General features: G+C 72.2%; 12 protein-coding genes. 4 read left to right on the top strand and 8 right to left on the bottom strand.

Annotated features, from left to right (window positions below; genetic code table 11):
• Window positions 1-227: 227 nt before the first annotated feature.
• The 4 genes from WMF17_RS45555 to WMF17_RS45540 all read right to left on the bottom strand — a co-directional run bounded on the left by WMF17_RS45555 (window position 228) and on the right by WMF17_RS45540 (window position 2651).
• Entirely contained in the window at window positions 228-1001 is a 774-nt protein-coding gene (locus WMF17_RS45555; RefSeq protein ID WP_437647182.1) for an endonuclease/exonuclease/phosphatase family protein, read from the bottom strand.
• 18 nt (window positions 1002-1019) lie between these two features.
• Window positions 1020-1205 (bottom strand): hypothetical protein, encoded by a 186-nt coding sequence (locus tag WMF17_RS45550; RefSeq protein ID WP_437647181.1) that lies wholly within the window; start codon window positions 1203-1205, stop codon window positions 1020-1022.
• Between the two features lie 100 nt (window positions 1206-1305).
• Window positions 1306-1872 carry a cytochrome c maturation protein CcmE gene (locus WMF17_RS45545; RefSeq protein ID WP_437647179.1) on the bottom strand — a complete coding sequence of 189 codons (567 nt, stop codon included), beginning with the start codon at window positions 1870-1872 and terminating at the stop codon, window positions 1306-1308.
• A gap of 125 nt (window positions 1873-1997) precedes the next feature.
• Window positions 1998-2651, bottom strand: a complete 654-nt coding sequence (locus WMF17_RS45540; protein WP_437647177.1) for a hypothetical protein — start codon at window positions 2649-2651, stop codon at window positions 1998-2000.
• A 1924-nt stretch (window positions 2652-4575) separates the two neighbouring features.
• Between WMF17_RS45540 and WMF17_RS45535 the strand changes: the two genes are divergently transcribed.
• Window positions 4576-5358, top strand: a complete 783-nt coding sequence (locus tag WMF17_RS45535; protein WP_437647175.1) for a hypothetical protein — start codon at window positions 4576-4578, stop codon at window positions 5356-5358.
• Between the two features lie 225 nt (window positions 5359-5583).
• A complete protein-coding gene (locus WMF17_RS45530; protein WP_437599804.1) occupies window positions 5584-6426 on the top strand; it encodes a TIGR02996 domain-containing protein in 843 nt (280 codons plus the stop codon).
• An 18-nt stretch (window positions 6427-6444) separates the two neighbouring features.
• Here WMF17_RS45530 and WMF17_RS45525 read toward each other — a convergent pair whose 3' ends face one another.
• From WMF17_RS45525 to WMF17_RS45515, 3 genes are all read right to left on the bottom strand, one after another.
• On the bottom strand, window positions 6445-8460 hold the full coding sequence (locus WMF17_RS45525) for a hypothetical protein (protein ID WP_437647173.1): 2016 nt from the start codon (window positions 8458-8460) through the stop codon (window positions 6445-6447).
• Between the two features lie 45 nt (window positions 8461-8505).
• Window positions 8506-9138: a peptidoglycan-binding domain-containing protein gene (locus WMF17_RS45520; protein WP_437599802.1), complete on the bottom strand. Its 633-nt coding sequence runs from the start codon at window positions 9136-9138 to the stop codon at window positions 8506-8508.
• 1187 nt (window positions 9139-10325) lie between these two features.
• Window positions 10326-11099, bottom strand: a complete 774-nt coding sequence (locus WMF17_RS45515; RefSeq protein WP_437599801.1) for a phosphoenolpyruvate--protein phosphotransferase — start codon at window positions 11097-11099, stop codon at window positions 10326-10328.
• 581 nt (window positions 11100-11680) lie between these two features.
• On the opposite strand from WMF17_RS45515, the gene WMF17_RS45510 reads away from it, so the two are divergent.
• Window positions 11681-15196: a hypothetical protein gene (locus WMF17_RS45510; protein WP_437647171.1), complete on the top strand. Its 3516-nt coding sequence runs from the start codon at window positions 11681-11683 to the stop codon at window positions 15194-15196.
• A gap of 153 nt (window positions 15197-15349) precedes the next feature.
• Window positions 15350-16495 (top strand): acyl-CoA dehydrogenase family protein, encoded by a 1146-nt coding sequence (locus WMF17_RS45505; protein WP_437604380.1) that lies wholly within the window; start codon window positions 15350-15352, stop codon window positions 16493-16495.
• 63 nt (window positions 16496-16558) lie between these two features.
• Here the strand turns inward: WMF17_RS45505 and chrA are convergent, their stop codons facing one another.
• The gene (gene chrA, locus WMF17_RS45500; protein ID WP_437599798.1) at window positions 16559-17746 is read right to left on the bottom strand and encodes a chromate efflux transporter; all 1188 of its coding nucleotides are present in this window, start codon (window positions 17744-17746) and stop codon (window positions 16559-16561) included.
• Window positions 17747-17763: the final 17 nt, after the last annotated feature.

Below are 17763 nucleotides of genomic sequence, written 5' to 3'. Positions count from 1 at the left end.
ACACGCGCGTCGTGACGCGCCGCGGAGGCGCGCTGTCGCTCACGCTCGCCGCGTGAGCGAATCCTGGGTGTGCTCACAAGACGACACTGGCAACCCCCGACTCACCGATACGAATGATCCCCGAACCTCGTCCTGCGTCGTGAGGCCGCAGGCGCGCCGCCGGGGGCGGGACGCCGGCCTCATCCATCGAGATCTGCCCGGGATCCGGGCGAGCGGCGCTCCGCCCGTCAGGCGCCGAGCCGCAGCCACGCGACGACGCCGTGGTGATCCGAGCCGGAGAACGGCGCCCGCTCGCAGCGCGTGATCGTCCACCCCTCCCCCGGTTGAACGAAGACATAATCGATGCGGCGCAGCGGCAGGCCCGCCGGCCAGGTGCCGCCGGCCTTGCCGGGGTGCGCCTGCGTCCAGGCGTCGAGCCAGCGGCCGTCTCCGGCGCTCGCCTGGAGGTAACAGACCGCCTCCTCGCTCGGGAGCGCGTTGAAGTCGCCCATCAGGACGGCGCCGAGGCTCCTCGATTTCTCGCGCTCGCGCGTGGCGAAGCGGACGAGCTCGCGCACGGTGCGCGCCCGCGCGTGCCTCGACAGCGAGAGGTGGGTGACGAGCACGTCGATCACCGCGCCCGCGTGCCGGATCGCGGCGCGCAGGACCACGCGCTGGCTGTCGCGCTCGAACGGGTCCTCGCGATCGAGCGTGAGCGCCTCCAGGGAGTGATCGAGCACCTCGATGTCCTCCCTGCAGAGCAGCGCGACCCCCTCGCACTCGCCGCCCGCGGCGACCCGGCCGGGCGCGAACCAGGCCCTGTATCCGCCGGCGAGCCGCGAGAGCTCGCCGGCCTGGCCGAGATCGCCGCTCGCGCCCGGTGCGTGCACCTCCTGGAGCCCGATGATGCCGGGGCGCAGATCGCTGATGAGCCGGGCCAACATCGCCCGGCGCCGCTCCCAGAGGGCGGCTCCCCCCCAGATGTTCTGGGTCAGAATGACGAGGTCGCGATCCTGGCTCAAATGCCTCCTCCTCGGGCGTCAATCCGGGGATGTCTTGACCAGCTTGTCGAGGAGGCTCAAGGCCCCGTGAGCGATCAGGATCGGGCCGATGCGCTTCGACGCGCCGTCGCTCGCGGCGCCGCGGCCAGAGGGCGGCTCGCCCGGAACGGGCGAGCTGCGTCCGTCGCCGACGGGGCTCAGCAACCGGCGGTCACGGGAGGTCATCGTCGCAGTGTGGAGGATGCGCGGGCGAAGGCGAGCGCCACCGGGTCTGCCGGGGCTGCGCCGCGCGCGCTGCGCAGGGGCAGCGGACGGGCGCGTCCGCTCACTTGAGCGAGAGCGGACCCTCGACGGCCGCGGCGCCGCCCTTCATCTCGTGCGAGTTGGGATCGTACTTCGAGGTGCACTTCGCCATCACGAGGCTCGCCTCGAAGTTGCCGTCCTGCTGGAGCGTGCCCTCGACGGTCACCTCGACGCCGCCGGCCGGAATGTCGCGGAAGGTGTCGGGAATGACGCACTGGGCGTAGCGCACCGGCAGCGCCGCCTGCGTGCCGTGGATCTGGAAGCGGTACTCGCAGGGGGTGTCGCGCTTGGCCAGCGTGCCGGGCACGAGCTCGCCCTCGACGCGGACCTTGCGGCCGACGAGCTTCTCCTTCGAGGTGAGCAGCTGATCGACCGGCGTCGCGTAGACGGCCGCTTCCTTGAAGCCGACGAGGAACAGGGAGACGAGCGCGCCCACCATGACGAGCAGCGTCGCGAGCAGGCCGAGGCTGCGCGACGAGCGCGGCCTGGTCGGCGGGCTCGCCGCCGCCGGCTTCACCACCGCGGGCGTGTCCTGCTGCTCCACCAGAGACAGCGCCTGAGCCAACTCTTCATCCAGCTTCTTGCTCATCGTGGGGACCCTTCAGGCACAGGCTAGCCCGCGCCCCCACAGGCTAGCCCGCGCCCCGCGACCGGTCGAGCGCCACCTGCACGGCTCGATCCCGGCCGGCGGCACCCCCGCGGCGCTGGACAACCCTACCGGACTTGTCCCTCGCGAGCGGACTGGACGAACTGGCGCGCCTGCTCGCGGAGGATCGAGACGCTCGCGGCGTCGTCGGCCGTGAAGATAATGCGGAGCCCGTCCGCCGCCTCGACGACCCTGCCGCGCGCGCCCATGCGGGCCATGTCGAACAGGCGGCAGCGCGTCACGATGTCCTCCGGCGGCTGCTGCCCCGCCTGGCGGAGCGCGCCGAGGTGCGCGTCGAGCCGGCGAGCGAGCATGTCGAGCGACGTCGTGCTGGCGCCGGGGCTCGGCGTCATCACGATCTGCACGCCGCCCGGGATGTCCTCCGCCGTGACGCTCGACGACGCCGAGATCTCCTCGCAGAGCTCGTGCTCGTCCAGGCCGCCCGCGGCACCGTGGCGCGTCCGATCCTCCTCGGTGGGCTCGGTGGGGCGCCGACCGCGCTCGTCCGGGCCGGGCTCCGGCGCGCGCCCCGGAGCGGCGCCCGGCGGGCGCTGATCGGCGGCGTGCGGCTGCGGCTCGGCGGCGTAGGGCGCCTCGGACTCGAACGTCGGCGTCCTGCCGATCGGCTGGGCCGGCCGCCGCTCGCCGCCGCACCCGGAGGCGAGCGCGAGGAGCGCGACGGAGCCCAGAGTTACGTGCATGCGGAGAATCGACGCGTTCATGGAGGCCTCCTGGTGGGCTCTGGCGCAGGTCGGTCCCCCGCCCCGCGCGACATCGACCCGGGTCGAGCGGGTGCGCGGGCCGGCGCTCGATCCGATCCGACGGGCTCCTGGGGTCCTCCCGGCCGGCCTCGATCGGGCGGCGAACGCCGGCTCGGCAATCCTGCTCGCGCGAGTCGCTCAGCGCTGCCGCGCTGCAGGTGCCGTGCCGGCTGGCGGGATCTCGAGGCGCGCACCCTGCCGGCGCGTACCGGCACCGCGCTGCACGCCATGCTGTACAGCCAGACCGCCGGGCGAGCAGAAGCGATGCCGGCGAGCGATGCCGAGCAAAGCGCGAGGCCGGCGCTGCTGAGCAAGGCGCTCTCCTCGGCCGTGCCGTGCTCGCTGGGCGGAGCCGCCATGCGAGAGGGGGCGCGTGACGGCGCCCCGGCCGCCACGTCCACGGCCGCCGGGGGTCCAGCGTTCACAACGGCGTCGGGCGCGGCGGGCGCGCCGCGGGCGGGTGCAGGCGCGGGAGAGGGCGCTGGGCGTGCTCGGGGCTCTTTCATGGATAGGTATTCCGGCGAGACCGCCCGGATCGTTGCGAAATCGTACACCGGCTCGACACGACCGGCCGAGCGGGTACCGAGCGGAGGCCTCAGCTCGGCGGCAGCGTCACCGAACGGCGCCCTCACCGCACGGCAGCTTCGGTGAGGCGAGCCTCTCGGCCAGCGCCCTCCTGGCGCAACGCAGCCGGCTGGCGGCGGAACTGGGGTTCATGCCGCGCGCTCGTGCCCAGGCGACGAGGCTCAGGGGCCCGGCCGCTGCGAGGAGGACCTCGCGATGGCCCACGGGGAGCGCGGCGCGGGTGCCGCAGCGGGTCCGGGCGGTACCTGCATACTCGGATGGCTTCCCAGGCGCCGAGGAGCACCGTCTGGAGGAGATCCGCTCGGTCGCGGGCGGGAACGCGGAGGGAGCGGAGCAGGAGGGCGACGAACGGCCGCTCGGCCCAGAGGGCCTCGACCGACGGCGAGACCACCGGGTGGAGCGCCTCGTTCGGCGCGCTGCGTGCGCGGCGACGCGGCCGGGATCCCGGCGCATCGAAGGACAGGCGGCGGCCCTCCCGCCGGGGAGGGATCGGCAATGGGGTCTTCATCGGAGCGGTTTCCTGGACTGCCCCGCTTCTCGCTGCACAATCGACGGGCCCGCGTATCCAGGGGGCGCCAGGGCGCTCGTTCTGGCGGCAGACGGGAGACGGGCGCACGACGGGGACAGCTCGAGCGCTCATGAAGGGCGGCGCGGGCTGTCGCTTGGCGAAAGATGAGAAATTATCTCACTCTTGGTAATGCGTTCGAACCGAAGAGGGTCTGCCCAGGGTTGGTCTGGCGGCGCCCTGGGGTTCCTGCCGGAGGCTCGGCTCCTCGGGGCACCCGCCGGACATGAGCGGAACTTCCTCCTCCGTCATCCGTCGCCATCCATACTATTTCCGGAAAGGTCCCCCGGATTGTTACGAACTCGTGCGCCGGAGCCGAAAAGGAATACACGAGGTTTACCGCCGACATCTCCCCCGAACCTGAGAGAGATGTCACCTGAGATCGGGACTGCGGCGGTGTTGCGAGGTGACCGGCGAACGGCGGCGTCCTCGCGCGATGAAGGGGAGCACCTCAAGGACGAATTGGCGGCCCCGCGACCGCAGCCCACGTCGAGGGCGCGCATGCGGGCGCCAATCCCTGCGAGCCGCGACCGGCTGGCCATGAGAGCCGCCCTTCTTCCAGCGCGACGGTGAGTTTATCGAATCGATCGCTCTGTGAATGCTCCATCGTTCAACTCTGCACGACGTCGTGGTGGAGAGCGTGCCCCGCTGCAGGCTCGAGAACGCACAAAAGCGCGCATTGCCCTCGAAAGAAAAAATTGAACACCCGCGCGGGGCAGGCAATTGTTAAGCACCATGACAAAGTCGCCACGACTCGCGCTCGTCATCGCCACCGCGGCATCCCTCGTGCAAATTGGCTGTGCTGTGCTCCCGGAGGAGACGGCTGACGAGCCCATCGGTGCGGACCGGCAGGCCGCGCTCATGGGGAACGGGCTGACGTTCAACGGGTTGACGTTCAACGGGTTGACGTTCAACGGGCTGACGTTCAACGGGTTGACGTTCAACGGCCTGACGTTCAACGGGCTTGTCATGGAGGAGCTCTCGGATCCGCTGGGCCGCATGCTGCTGTCCGCCATCGTGAGCTGCGCGCTCCCCGAGGGGGAGGCCATCGGCCTGAACATCGAGGGCGTCGACTATTCCTTCGAGGGCTCGGTTGGCCTCGCGCCCGCGTGGGGCGAGGACGACGGCGAGTGCGGCGACAACTGCAAGGCCGGCGTGTCCGCGTGCGTGATCTCCCGGGTCAACTACCTCGGCCAGAGCGTCATGGTCTCGGTCCGGGGGAAGGACAAGGCGCTCGCGAGCACGAGTGAGGAGCGCTCGGATTACACCGAGCGCGAGGGCGCCTATTTCGGGGACATCTTCGCGAACCCGCAGAAGCTCTATGCCTGTGTCGCGCCCGGCGCGTCGCAGATCCCGCGGGTGTGCGGGCCCTCCCTCCAGGGCTGCTCCCCCATCGAGGTGCTCGGGGACTGCGATGACGTCTGCAGCCGGGAGCTCGACGACGGCGCTTACGACAAGTGCAGGGATCCCTCCGGCAAGATGCAGAAGGGCGCCGCGACGGTGTTCCTGGCCCCTTAGTTCGAGCTTCGCGCTTCCGGCGCACAAGCCGGCGCGGCTCGGCTGAAGCGCACCGCGGGTCTGCTCTCGCGGACGTCGTCCGGTCGCTCGAGCAGCACGGGCCTCCCTGCCAGCGCGGGGGTCCTCACGCCCACCTCGACGCCACAGGCCCACGGCGGCCCCCGTCGCTGCTAGACTCCCCGCCTACCCTCTCGCGCCCGCGCTGAGTGAAAAGGAGTCGCCCCGGTGACCGACGAAGAGCTGCTGCTCGAGGCCGTCCTCTCCAGCCCCGACGACGACGCGCCCCGCCTGGCCTACGCGGACGCGCTGGACAGGAGCCTCGGCGAGGGCGCAGATCCCCATCCTCGCGCCGAGCTCATCCGGGCGCAGATCCTCCTCGCCAGGGAGAGCTTCGCGAGGCCCGCGGCGGGCGGCGCGGCCACCCCGTCCAGCGAGCTCGCCCGCCGCGTCGCCTGGCTCCGGGCCACGGATCTGGAGCGGGACCTCCTCGCCGCCCACGCCGCCTCCTTCGCGGGCCCCATCGCGGCCCTCGTCGATGCGTACACGTTCGACCGAGGCTTCATCGCCCACGTCACGCTGTCGGCTCAGGCCTTCCTCCAGCACGCCGCGCTCCTCTTCGACCGCGCCCCCATTGCCTCCGTCCGGCTCACCCGCTACGCGGACGTCGGCCCCGCGCTGTTCGATTCACCGGAGCTCGTCCGCGTCCGCGCGCTCTCGCTCATCGAGGATGGCCTCACGGACGACGACGTCGAGCACCTCGCCCGCTCGCCCCACATGAAGCGCCTCTGGTGGCTCGATCTCGGCTTCAATCCGGTAGGGATGCGGGGCATCACGGCCCTGGCGGCGTCCGTCACGCTTCCGCGGCTCAGGTACGTCGGCCTGACCGGCGCGCGCGTGGACCCGCGGGAGACCGCCGGCTACGAGGGGTACTCCATCAGCCACGTCGACCTCCCCAGGGAGGGCGAGGCCCTGGAAGCGACGTACGGCCACATCCCATGGCTCCATTTCAACACGGAGTCAGCGCTCGACTACCCTCCCAACCCGTGCCGGGCTCCCCCTCCGCCGTGACGAGGCGCGGGGCGCCGTTCAGAAGGCGAACTTCCCGTACTGGAGCTTGCCGAGATCTTCCGTGATCTTTGTCCGCTCCTGCTGCGTGAGCGTCGAGCTCTGGTCGACCGCGAGCACGATGAGCTTGCCGATGAGCCCATCGATCGAGTAGCCGCGGTCGGTGGCGGAGCGCTCGGCCACGATCACCCTCGCGCACTCCGCGCTGAGCCCGGCCTCCACGAGCTCCGCCACGCTGGCCGTGTTCACCCGGACCGGCGTCTGCTTGAAGCGATTCGCCCGCCGGATATTGGTGATGGCGAGGTTCAGCCCGCCGCCCCCCGCCGGCATCTCCTGCGGGAGCGTGGCGCCGTGGTTGTTGTGCTGGGTATCGGCCTCCCGGGTGCTGGCGCCCATGATCGCGGCGCCGAGGGCCCGCACCCGGCCGATGCCGTCCGCGTCGGGATCCGCGAAATTGTTGGTGACGGCCATCGGGAAGCCCGTGCCCGGATCGAAGACCGGGCTCAGCGCGCCGAGCTTCTGCGTCATGTAAAGCACCGTGCCCTCGGCGGTCGCCCCCCGCTCCTGCCCGAGGGAATAGACCAGGAGATCGGCGGTGATCGACGCGAGGATCTTCTTGCCCGCCTGGGTCGCTGTCGTCATCCCGGGCAGCAGATCGCCGTCGAACGGCTCCGCGAGGATGAGCATCTCCGCGAGGCTCGCCGCCGCCTTGTCGGCCGTGCCCAGCGGGACGTCCTTTAGCAGGTCGCCATAGGGGTGCAGCGTGAAGGTGCACTTGATCTTCCGGTTCGACCCCTCGGAGATCTTCTCGATCTCGTGCCAGCCCACGCGGTGCAGCCGCTCTCGCAAGAGCTCGTTGCGGTGGTACTGGGGCACCCATGACTCGCCGTGGTTCACGCTGACCGCGGTGATCATCGCCTCGTCGGTCTGCTTGATCGGCATGTTGCCGATCATCTCGAGGAGGTTCCGCTTGCCGGGGACGTCGGCGTCGTTTCCCGCGATCATGCCCTTGTTGACGACCCACCACACCCTCCGCACCGGGTCCTCGCAGCGGGGCATGTCGAGCGCGGACTGGACCGACTGAGCGCCGACGGGGTTGCCCTTGAAGACGATCACCGTCTTTCTATGATCGTTCTTGCTCCCGATATACACGTTCCCGTCGATGATCCGCTCGGTGGGCTCCGCGGGCGGGACGCCGAGACGAGGGAGGTGCTCTTTGTAGAGCTCCGGGGTCGCGAATTTCTCCTCCCACTTGGCCTTCGGCGCGAAGAGGCGAGGCTGCCCAGGGCCGGTGCAGATATCGATCTTGTAGGCATACACATACGAGTGCTTGCCCTCATGGTAGACCGAGAGGCGGTACGGACAGTCAGGGTTCGCCCATCTGGCGCCGTCCCCCGTGAGCTTCTCGGCCTCGTTCCAGCGGTCTAGCTCGAGCTTGGGGAGGTACTCCCCCGGATCAGGGGTATTCTCGGGTCGCCCGCTGGCCCACCCCGCTAGGCTCTCGATGATGCTCACGAAGCCGCTGCGGAGCTCGATCGCGCGCGCCTGCTCCGCGTCGTCGTTCGTGCGCTTGAGCTGCCCCTCGGAGCGGACGTGGCGGTACCGCGAGCACACATGGTCCTGGGCCTCCCGGATCGACCGGGCGAAGATGGCCGACTCGAGCCAGTCGCTCTGCTCGTCCTCGGGCGGGATCCCGCGCAGGCCGAGCCGCGGGGCCAGGTCCTTGAAAAAATCGAGCATGCGCGGCCACTGCCCCATCCGCTCCTTGCGGCGCCGCGACCACGGCTCCTCGTAGCCGATGTGCATCACCGGCGGCAGGTCCGGGCCTGCGCTCGCCGCGTTGCTGAGGCGCTTCTGCCCCCATTCGGAGAGGAGCAGGGTGAGGTGGTTATACCAGGCCGTGACGCCCCGCCCGACGATGACGTAATAGCCCTCGGGAGGCGGCGTCGCGACCGTGTTGTTCGCCCCCTGCAGCTCGTCCGAGTTGCTCAGGCTCACCGAGATTGTCCCGAAGCCGGTAGGGCCGTTGGTGCTCATCGTATCACGCTCCGGTGGTCCCCCTCGCCTCCCGCCTGCTCCCTGTCAACTCCCCGCGGACGCCGTCGCCTCGGGGAACTCATTCGGCGCGTCATGGACCTCCTCGAGCTTCCGCAGGGTGGCCTCATCCGGCTCGCCGGTCTCCGGGAGCCTGAAGCGGCGCTGGAAGGCGCGGATCGCGGCCTCGGTCGCCTCGCTCGGGCGGCCGTCCGTCCCCCCGCAGTCGTAGCCGAGGTTGGCGAGCCGCTTCTGGGTGCCCGAGAGCGTATCGATCGGGTCCATATGGCCGAAATCGATCTGAACCCGGAGCTCGTCCGGCCCGATCACGAGCTCACCCCGCGACGCGCCCGTGGCCACGAACTCGATCAGGATCCCCTTGTCGTCGGTGGTGCCCTCGGAGGAGCGGCCGTCCACCGTGAGCTTGTAGCGCTGTCTCTTGCGGGGCTCCTGGCCGTCGAAGACCTGGAGCCGGAAGAGCGCGGGGACGCCCTTCCGGCGGTAGACGTGCCTCCGCCCCGTCGCCGCCTGCTCCTCCTTGAGCCGCTTGTCCGGGATGAACAGGACATCGCCGGGGGCGAGGACGTTCATGTCCTTGCGCTTCCTCTTGAGCTCGGCGTTCTCGGGGTGGTTCCAGATGGTCTCGACGAAGAGGCCATGGCGCTCGGAGAGGCTGACCACGCTCTCTCCTTGCTGAATCACATGCCTTGTCGGCATTCCTGCTCCATCTGGCGCTCCACCGGGGCCGCCGTCGCTGGAATCTTAGCACTCGACCGGGCGCTCTGGAACCACGAGGCGAGGTCGATCTCCTTGCCAGACCGGCGACCCCTCGCCGGCCGCGCTCTCCCGGCATGTCCTGGCGCGCGCCCGGGCCCCGCAGGCCGTGGCGTGAGGGCGGCGCCCTGGATGCATGGGTAACTTCAACCCCGGTCAGCGGCAGGAGCGAGCGAGCCCCGATACGACGGATTTCGGCGGCTAGGACGAGCAAGGCCCATCCCGCGCCGCCACCCGCCCGCCGGCGACCTCCGCACCCGCGTCGAGGGACCGCCCCGGCGGCGCTCCCCGCCCCCTCGCGCACGAACCGGACCACGCGGGCACACGTTGGCCCTCGCGTGGCATCCCGTCGCTCCGTGCTCCTGCTGCGTGATGTCGCCGATCACACGCCGGCGCCCGCCGCATGGACACGCGAGCACATCTTCCAAGTAGACGCGTTTCAGAAGCGACGCCCAGTCGATACGGGCGAACACGGGCGGCACCACGCCGTCGCCGAGGCTCGTCGCGGCGGCTCGCGACCCTTGGGGTGGCACCTCGGAGCGCGCGGCGCTCGGCACACCGCTCGTCTCCGCCAGAATGGTCGGCGCGGCGCGCTCCTTCTTCTTCTTCTTCGATCGCTTCTTCGTTGTCGAACGAGCTGGCTCGCGACGATCCCCCGGAGGCTCGGCTCCTCGGGGCACCCCTCGGTGTCAGGCCCCCGCGTGTAGGACAGGCGCGCGCCGCGCGGCGCGACCTGCGCGAGCGCCACGGGCGCCGCCAGGAAGAGCGACGCGGCGAGCGACAGCGCGGCGCGTTTCATCCTCCGGATCCGGTTGCGGATGAGGAGCGGGCCGGACATGAGCGGAACTTCCTCCTCCGTCATCCGTCGCCATCCATACTATTTCCGGAAAGGTCCCCCGGATTGTTACGAACTCGTGCGCCGGAGCCGAAAAGGAATACACGAGGTTTACCGCCGACATCTCCCCCGAACCTGAGAGAGATGTCACCTGAGATCGGGACTGTGGCGGTGTTGCGAGGTGACCGGCGAACGGCGGCGTCCTCGCGCGATGAATGGGAGGCCCGGTCGCCTGCCGGCGGGCATGCGAGGAGCAGCGCTATCCGATCGGCTCAGGCTCGGCCTCGGTCTTCTTCCTCGCGCTGGCGGCGCGGGCCCGCTGTTCGGCGCGCCGCTCTTCTTCCGCCGCGTCCTCGTACGGCGAGAGCAGCCGGTCGCGGAGGAGCGCGTGAGTCTCGTCCTTGTCGTCGTCGTACTCGGCATGGACCCGGATCAGGAGCGTGCCGTAGGCCTCGTGCCACGCCTCGATCGCCTTGACGGCCGGATCCGCGGCCTTCGCCTCGGTGACGCCGAGCTTCTTGCCGTACAGCTCCGTCCAGCGCTGCAGGCGGCCTACCTCGGCCGAGAGGCCGAGGCGCTCGACCGCGGCCTTCACGTCCTTGCCGTCGAGCGCCTTGATCATCGCGCTCATGCGCACCCACTGCTGGGAGTAGACGAGGCGGATGAAGTCGGTGCCCGACGACAGCACCTCGGAGCGCACCAGCAGCGCATCGCGACGGCGCGCCGCCTCGTCATCCGTCAGCGGCAGGATGTCGGTATGATCGAACGCGCGCTCGACGCTGGCGAGCTGGCTGTTGAACGCTCCGATGCACCGGTCGGTGCCGCGATCGATCTCCACCATCGTGGCGTCGATACTCCCGAGCGCCTCGAGGGCCTCGGTGGACACAATGACGAACTGGACCGCTGCGTCGACCTTGGCAGCGAGCTTGAGCTTCTTCGATTTCAAGGCCTCCCGGTGAGCGGCGAGCTTGGTACCTGCAATGATGCACCCGCTCGGCGTGAGCCGGCGGGCGAGAAATGCGGCTTTTCCCATAAGATCCGGTTACCAAGCTCGCAATGACCCGGCAAGGCGGCAGCACGCTTTCGACGCGCCGCCGGGTGGTGGGGGCATTTGCCCGGAGAGATGTCACATGAAGGCGGGAAGATCATTGATGATTTTCTTCCCGCCTTCCCGCCTTCAGGTTCAAATGACCCCACGACCCGCCGCCGCACGCCGGCCGGCGTCCCCCCACGCCCCGCCGCACGCCGGCCGGCGTCCCCCCACGCCCCGCCGCACGCCGGCCGGCGTCCCCCCACGCCCCGCTGCACGCCGGCCGGCGTCCCCCCACGCCCCGCCGCACGCCGGCCGGCGTCCCCCCACGCCCCGCCGCACGCCGGCCGGCGTCCCCCCACGCCCCGCCGCACGCCGGCCGGCGTCCCCCCACGCCCGGCCGCGGCGTCGAGACAGCGAGATCGTCGTCGTTCCTCCCCGATTCCGCGCCTCCCGTTATGATTTTCCTCGGGTTTCTGCCTGCTCACCTCTAGGCTCGGCCGCCGCCCCGAGCGGCCGCGCCGCGAGAGAGGCCGAGCGTGCGAAGGATGCGACGTCCCCGATCCCCCCTCTCCCCCCGATCCGTGATCCCTGCCCTGCTCGTGCCGCTCGCCTGCGGCGCGGGGGCGTGCTCCGGCGGCGCTCTGCGGGACTCGCCCGCACAGACCAGCGCCGCGGTGCACGCGCCCGGCAGCAGCCCGGCCCCGGAAAGCGCGCCCGCGACAGGCGCCGCCGCGACCACCCTCCTGCCGAGCGCGGCTCCCCCCGGCCGCACGCCGCTCGGCGCGCCCGAGGTCGAGCCGCTCCCGTTCCTCATCGAGCCGTCGCTCGACGGCCGCTCGGTGCTGCTGCTCTCGAAGGCGTCGTCGGACCGGTCCGGCTGGGTCAGGCGCCTCGACGCCGCGACCGGCGAGCTCGGGCCGCCGCTCCCGCTCGTCGACGAGGACCTCGCCGGCGCCCTCTCCTCGCCCGGCGGGAGCACCACGCTGCTCACCTCGCAGGACGGCGAGATCTGCGTGACGACGTTCCTCCCCGGCGAGACCTCGGCCGCGTCCCGCTCGTGCGCGAGGGCCCGCGCGCACGCGGCGGCGGCCGTGGGCGAGCGCGTCGCGCTGCTCGAGCTCGAGGTCGCCGATGCCGCGAAGCGCGACAGGGGCACCGCGAAGGCGCGCCAGCGCCCCGCCCCGGCCAAGACCGCCCGCAAGGCGCCGGCCCGCAAGACGCCCGCGGCGAGCCGACCCGAAAAGGCGACCGGCGCGCGCGGCGCGGCGGTCGCGAAGAAGAAGCGCGGCGCGGATCGAGAGCGCGAAGGCCGGCCCAAGAAGGCCCCGCGCCCCGCGCCCCGGCCGAAGCGGCCGGACCCGCTGCCCGAGGTCGAGGTGCGGGTCCGCTGGATCTCGCCGGCCGGCGGGATCGCGACCACGTCGTCGCCCACCGGGCTCCGGTTCCGGCCGCCGCTCGACGGCATGGGGCTCATCGACGCCGGCGGGAGGCCGGGCGCGATCGATCTGCTCTACTACGCGGCGAGCACGAAGAAGACGAGCACGTCATGGCTCGGGAGCGCGCAGATCGCCTTCGCGTCGCTCGGAGAGGACGGCAAGCTCGACCCGCGCCGGCGCGCCGTCGTGGCCGAGGGGGATCTCGACTACGGCACGCTGCGCGGCCACCTGGATCCGCGCCTCGTGACCGCGAGCGCGGGCGCCGTGGTCGTCGACGTCACCGGCCGCAACGGGGCCTGCCAGGCGACGCGCGTCGCGCCCTCGCTCCAGCGGCTCCCCGCCGGCGCCGCGCCCAGGGCGGTCTGCGCCGTGGATCCGGCGCGCCTCGCCGACGCGACCCCGCTCGCGCCGGCCGAGATCGACGCGCTCGCGCGCATCGCCGCGAGCGGCGCCCGGCGCGCCACAGGGCAGCCGGCGTACGACCCGGGGCTCGCCGCGTGGGCGGGAGATCGCGCCTACTTCCAGACGACCTCCGGCGAGCTCTCCTCGGCGTCGCGCGCCGACGGGCAGCCGCGCCGCGAGCCGGACCCGTTCCCGGCGCGGCGCGCGCGCATCGCGTGGGGCGCGCTCGCGACCGACGGCGAGGGGCTCGCCTTCGCCGCCGGGCAGCTCCACCGGCTCGACCCGCGCGGGTCGATCTCGGCGGCGGCGGCGCCGGACGGAATCGGCGCCGCGCCGTCGGGGGGCGCGCCGGGCACGCCGCTCGACGAGCCGGAGCGCCCCGCCGACAGGCGGCGCGCCGCGCGCATCGGAGCGTCCTGGTGGCTCGCGAGGACCGACGTCGTGCGGCTCGTGCCCGAGCCCTTCGTGGTGCCCGCGCTGCGGGGGCGCGCCCACGAGGGCGGCACGGCGCTCGTCGGCGGGCGCGAGCGGGGGCTCTTCCTCGAGGTGCTCGGCGACCGGCTCCAGATCACCGGCATCGACGCCTCGGGCGCGCTCGCCGGGCCGGGCGCGCTCGCGCCGGCGGCGCCCCACGCCGCCGCGGCACGCCCCGCGCCGCCCCACGCCGCCGCGGCACGCCCCGCGGCGCCCCACGCCGCCGCGGCACGCCCCGCGGCGCCCGCCGTCGCGATCGCGTCGCCGGTGCGCGCGGGGTTCGACGCGTGCGAGCGCCGGGGCGGCGGAGCCATCGTCGCCGGCGTGAGCGCCGGCGACCCACGCAGGGTCGTGGCGCTCTCGATCGACGCGCTCGGCCGGCCCGGCGCGGCGCGCGAGACGTCGCTGCCGCTCGCCGAGGGCGACCTCGCGGTGCGGCTCGTCGCCCTGCCCGAGGGGGGCGCGCTGCTCAGCGACGCGGCCCGGCGCCACGTGGTCTGGCTGGACGACGACGGCGCGGAGCTCGCGTCGCAGCCGTGGCCGGAGGACGACACCGGCGCGCTCTGCGTCGACGGGCAGCCGGCGCGGCGCGCGGTCCCGGCGCCTTCGCCGGGCGCCTTCGTGACCGTGCCGGAGCTCGCGGCCCCCGGCGCCTGCGTGGTGGGCGACGTCGTCTGGGCCGCCGACGGCGGCCTGCGGTGGTTCGGGAGCGCGGTGAGCGGCCTCGACGCGCAGGCCGAGGCGGGCGTCGCGCGCCCCGCGCTGCCCGAGAGCGCGGTCGCGGCGCTGCGCCCGGCCGCGGGAGAGCCGACAGAGGCGCCCGCCCCCGCGCTGCCGGCCGCGCCCGCGTGCCCCGCCGACATGGTCGCCATCGAGGGCGGCCGCTTCTGCATCGATCGCTTCGAGGCGATGCTCGTCGACGGCGCCACGGGACAGGCGCTCTCGCCCGACTACCCGTCGACCCCGAACCTCCTCGAGCTCACGCTCGCCGAGTGGTCGACCGGCCGGCGGCGGATCGGCGACGTCCACGCCCGCGCCTTCCCGCTGCCGCTGCTCCCCGGCTGGCAGCGCGGCCGGACGATCGCCGCCCTGGCCCGCTCCCGGTCCGGGGCGCGGCCGAGCGGCTACGCGACCGGCCTCGTCGCCGAGAGCTCCTGCGCCGCCGCGGGCAAGCGGCTCTGCTCGGTCGAGGAGTTCGTCACGGCGTGCCGCGGCGAGGACGACACCCTGTACCCGTACGGCGACACGTTCGAGGAGGGCGCGTGCAATGTCTTCCGGCCAGCGCACCCCGCCTCCCTGCTCCACGGCAACGCGTCGATCGGCCACCTCGACCCCCGGCTGAACCGCGTGCGCAGCGCCCGAGAGCCCCTGCTGCGCGAGACGGGCGGGAGCCCCCGGTGCAGGAGCCGCTGGGGCAGCGACGCGGTCTACGATCTCGTGGGCAACCTCGATGAGTGGGTGGACGAGCCGGGCGGCGCGTTCGCCGGCGGCTTCTACGCGCGCTCGACCCGGTCGGGCTGCGAGGCGCTCATCACGGCCCACCCGAGGAGCTACCTCGATTACTCGACCGGCGTCCGCTGCTGCCAGGACGGGCCGACGCCGACCGCGACAGAGATGGAGTCGCCGCCGGCGGCGCCCGCCGGCTCAGCGCCGCGGCCGCGCGGGCATCTGCCGGAGCAAGCCGGTCACGGCGAACGAGGCCGAGATCACCAGGAGCACGTGGATCCAGTCGTTCATGGGCCGCACGGCGAGCACGGCGAGCAGCCAGATCAGCAGCGACACTAGGGCCACGCCCCAGAGCACCCCATCGGTCCAGTGTTTCATTCGGCCCCTTTCGAGAGGGTTCGTCCAGGGATGAAGCGAATCGCGTGCCACGCCGTCGCGGGTGCGCGCTTCCACGTGCTACGTTCGGCGGTGATGAGCGCGTCATCCTCCGCCATGGAAAGCGATCTGGAAAACCCGACGGAAGAGCACCGGATGCTGCGGCAAATGGTGCGGGATTTCGCCCGTGAGGTCGTCGAGCCGCAGGCCGACGAGCACGACCGGAGCGCGACCCTCAACATCCCCCTGATGCAGCGGCTGGGCGAGCTCGGCCTGCTCGGCGTGACGGTGCCCTCGGAGCACGGGGGCGCGGGCATGGACGCGGTCGCCGCCGTGATCGTCCACCACGAGCTCGCAAAGAGCGACCCCGGGTTCACGCTCGCGTATCTCGCCCACGCGATGCTGTTCGTGAACAACCTCTTCCACGCCGGCAACGACGAGCAGCGCGCGCGGTACCTGCCGAAGGTGCTCTCGGGCGAGTGGATCGGCGCGATGGGCATGACCGAGCCCACGAGCGGGACAGACGTGCTCGGCATGAAGACGTTCGCCCGGCGCGATGGGGATCGGTTCATCCTGAAAGGGCGCAAGGCGCTCATCACGAACGCCCCCGAAGCCCGGATCTTCCTTGTCTACGCGACCATCGAGGGCAGGGTCACGACCTTCGTGGTGGAGCGCGGGTTCCCCGGGTTCTCGACGGACGAGAAGACGCCGAAGATGGGAATGCGCGCCAGCACGATGAGCGAGCTCATCTTCGATGACTGCGTGGTGCCCGCCCGGAACGTCCTGGGCCAGGAGGGGGGCGGGATCCGCAACATGATGAGGAACCTGGAGCTGGAGCGCCTCACCCTGGCCGCCATGAGCCTCGGAATCGCGGATCGCTGCATGGACATCATGATCCAGTACGCAGGAGAGCGGAGGAGCTTTGGCAAGCCCATCGCCGAGCACGGGCAGATCCAGCGCTACATCGCGGAGAGCTACGCCAAGACCGAGGCGGCGCGCGCCCTCATCTACTCGGTGGCCCGCGGCGTCAGCCCCGACCGGAGAAACCGCCTCGGGACGGACGCGGCGAAGCTCTTCGCGGCGCCGGTGGGCAAGGAGGTGGCCGACAACGCCATGCAGGTGCTCGGCGGCTGGGGCTACTGCACCGAGTACAAGGTGGAGCGGTTCTTCCGAGACGCGAAGCTGCTCGAGATCGGCGGCGGTACGCTCGAGTCCCATCAAAAGAACATCACGCGAGAGCTGATCGGCCGCATGAGCAGCTGACGCTGCCCGGCCGCGCGGCCCCGCTCGCGCTGGCTGGACGCCTATTCGAGCCGGCGGGTCGCTCTAGAGATGAACGGAGAGGACGCCGAGGGCCGCGCCGGCCACGATGAGCCAGAGCGAGCTCACGCGGTAACGGACGAGGAGGAGCGCCGCGACGAGGGCCAGGGCGCCGGTGAGCCAGTCGACAACGGCCGCGCGGGCGAGGCGGTAGGAGACGACCGCCATCAGCGCGAGCGACGCCGCGTTCACGCCGTCAAGGAAGGCCGAGGCCACGGCCGAACGGCGGAGGCGGGGGATCAGCGGGCCGCTCAGCGCGACGAAGAAGAACGCCGGAAGGAAGATGCCCACCGTGGCGACCAGAGCGCCCGGGACGCGGCCCAGGAGATATCCGATGAACGTCGCCGTCGTGAAGACGGGACCGGGCGTCACCTGGCCGACCGCCACGGCGTCGAGCAGCTGCGCCTCGGTCATCCACCCGTATCGCTCGACGAGGTCCGCGCGGAGGAACGCGAGGAGCACGTAGCCGCTCCCGAAGAGGACCGAGCCGACCTTGAGAAAGAACAGGAACAGCGGCAGGAGCCCGAACGGAACGCCCGCGGCCGCGGCCGTCGCGGCGCCCCCGACGAGCGGGACGGCGAAGGCCGCCACGCCGGGAGACGGGCCCGCAGGACGCCCGGCCGCGAGCCGGTGCGCCACCGCGAGCGCGCCGGCGCCGGCCAGGACCGCGAGCTCGTGGACGCCGAGCAGGTTCGCGCCAGCGCAGAGCGCCGCGAGGCCCATCGAGCGCTTCGAGCGCAAGCCGGCGCGGCCGAGCCCCCAGAGCGCCTGGACCACCACCGCGATGATCACCGGCTTCACCCCGTAGAGGAGCGCCGACATCTCCGGCACGGCGCCGAACCGGACATAGCCCCACGCGAACCCGAGCGTGATGAGCGTCGCCGGGACAATGAAGCACGCCCCGGCCACGAGCAGCCCCGCCCAGCCGGCGCGGCGGTGCCCGATGTGGATCGCGAGCTCGGTCGAGCTGGGTCCCGGGATCAGGTTCGTCACACCGTAGAGATCGAGGAAATCCTCGCGCGTCATCCAGCCGCGCCGGCGGACCACCTCGTCCTCCATCATCGCGACGTGGGCCGCGGGGCCGCCGAAGGCCGTGGCGCCCAGCCGGAAGAAGAGCCGCGCGAGCTCCCAGAGCGCCGCGCCGCGGGTCTCCCCGGGCGCCCGGGCACCCCCGCTGACCGAGCCGTCGACCATGCCCGTTGTGTACCAGA

This window comes from Sorangium sp. So ce362, from assembly GCF_051519845.1.
Classification (GTDB): Bacteria; Myxococcota_A; Polyangia; order Polyangiales; family Polyangiaceae; genus Sorangium.
The sequence above is the reverse complement of the archived record's forward strand: the minus strand, read 5'-3'. Positions and strand labels throughout refer to the sequence as shown.

Coding starts and splice junctions, on each gene's coding strand:
- WMF17_RS45525 (WP_437647173.1), bottom strand. CDS start 8,460: ATGAGCACCAACGGCCCTACCGGCTTCGGGACAATCTCGGTGAGCCTG.
- WMF17_RS45535 (WP_437647175.1), top strand. CDS start 4,576: ATGACAAAGTCGCCACGACTCGCGCTCGTCATCGCCACCGCGGCATCC.
- WMF17_RS45550 (WP_437647181.1), bottom strand. CDS start 1,205: ATGACCTCCCGTGACCGCCGGTTGCTGAGCCCCGTCGGCGACGGACGC.
- WMF17_RS45540 (WP_437647177.1), bottom strand. CDS start 2,651: ATGAACGCGTCGATTCTCCGCATGCACGTAACTCTGGGCTCCGTCGCG.
- WMF17_RS45505 (WP_437604380.1), top strand. CDS start 15,350: ATGGAAAGCGATCTGGAAAACCCGACGGAAGAGCACCGGATGCTGCGG.
- WMF17_RS45545 (WP_437647179.1), bottom strand. CDS start 1,872: ATGAGCAAGAAGCTGGATGAAGAGTTGGCTCAGGCGCTGTCTCTGGTG.
- chrA (WP_437599798.1), bottom strand. CDS start 17,746: ATGGTCGACGGCTCGGTCAGCGGGGGTGCCCGGGCGCCCGGGGAGACC.
- WMF17_RS45515 (WP_437599801.1), bottom strand. CDS start 11,099: ATGGGAAAAGCCGCATTTCTCGCCCGCCGGCTCACGCCGAGCGGGTGC.